This is a genomic window from Bradyrhizobium sp. STM 3809 (assembly GCF_000239795.1).
In the GTDB taxonomy this organism is placed as follows: Bacteria; Pseudomonadota; Alphaproteobacteria; order Rhizobiales; family Xanthobacteraceae; genus Bradyrhizobium.
In genome coordinates, this window is record NZ_CAFJ01000438.1 from 1 (window position 1) to 865 (window position 865).

General features: G+C 68.0%; 2 protein-coding genes. Both read left to right on the forward strand.

Features of this window, described 5'->3' with window-relative positions:
• The coding region (locus BRAS3809_RS20630) for a copper uptake system-associated protein (protein WP_035657281.1) at positions 1 to 310 on the forward strand (310 nt) is incomplete at its 5' end.
• Between the two features lie 12 nt (positions 311 to 322).
• The coding region (locus tag BRAS3809_RS20635) for a YcnI family protein (RefSeq protein WP_035657283.1) at positions 323 to 865 on the forward strand (543 nt) is incomplete at its 3' end.

Consider the following 865-nt stretch of genomic DNA (forward strand, 5'->3'; position numbering starts at 1 on the left):
GGCCCGTCTGGTCGTCGATCCCGTGGTCGTCTCCGGCACGCATGCGATCGCCGACTGGACGCAAGGCGCGCATGGCGGCCGCGCGCTGCTGCGGCAGGGGCCGACGGGCTGGACGCTGATCCTCTGTGCCGGCGACGGCATCAAGGATCCGAAGGCGCTGCAGCTCGCCGGCCTGCCGGCCGCAGAGGGCGCCGCGCTTGCGCAGCGGCTCGCTGCGGCCGAGCAGACGTTGCCGGCCGATCGTCTCGCCGTGTTGTCGTCATTCGAAGGCATCGTCCGCATGGACGGGCCGTCCACCGGAACCAAGTGAGAGGAAGCCGTCATGAAATCCTTAGCATTGACACTTGCCGTGCTGTCCGTCGCCTGCTTCGGCAGCTTGGCGAGCGCGCATGTCGTGCTCGACAAGCCCGAGGCGCGCATCGGCAAGACCTTCAAGGCCGTGCTCGCGGTGCCGCATGGCTGTGAGGGATCTCCCTCGGTGCGGCTCACGGTGCAGGTTCCCGAAGGGCTGATCGCGATCAAGCCGATGCCGAAGCCCGGCTGGACGATCGAGCTCAAGACAGGCGCCTATGGGCGCGCCTATGACTTCATGCACGGCGCCAAACTCAGCGAAGGCGTCAAGGAGATCAGCTGGAGCGGCCGGCTGGAGGACGGCTACTATGACGAGTTCACCTTCACGGGATTCGTGGCCGACACCTTCAAGGCGGGCGATGTGCTTCCCATCCCGGCGATCCAGGACTGCGAGAAGGGCACGGCAAAGTGGGTCGAGACCGCGGCGCCCGGCCAGGATCCGCATGCGCTGAAATATCCCGCGCCGCTGTTGCGCCTGACGTCCGCCGAGCCGCCGCCGCGCGGCGTCGCCAAG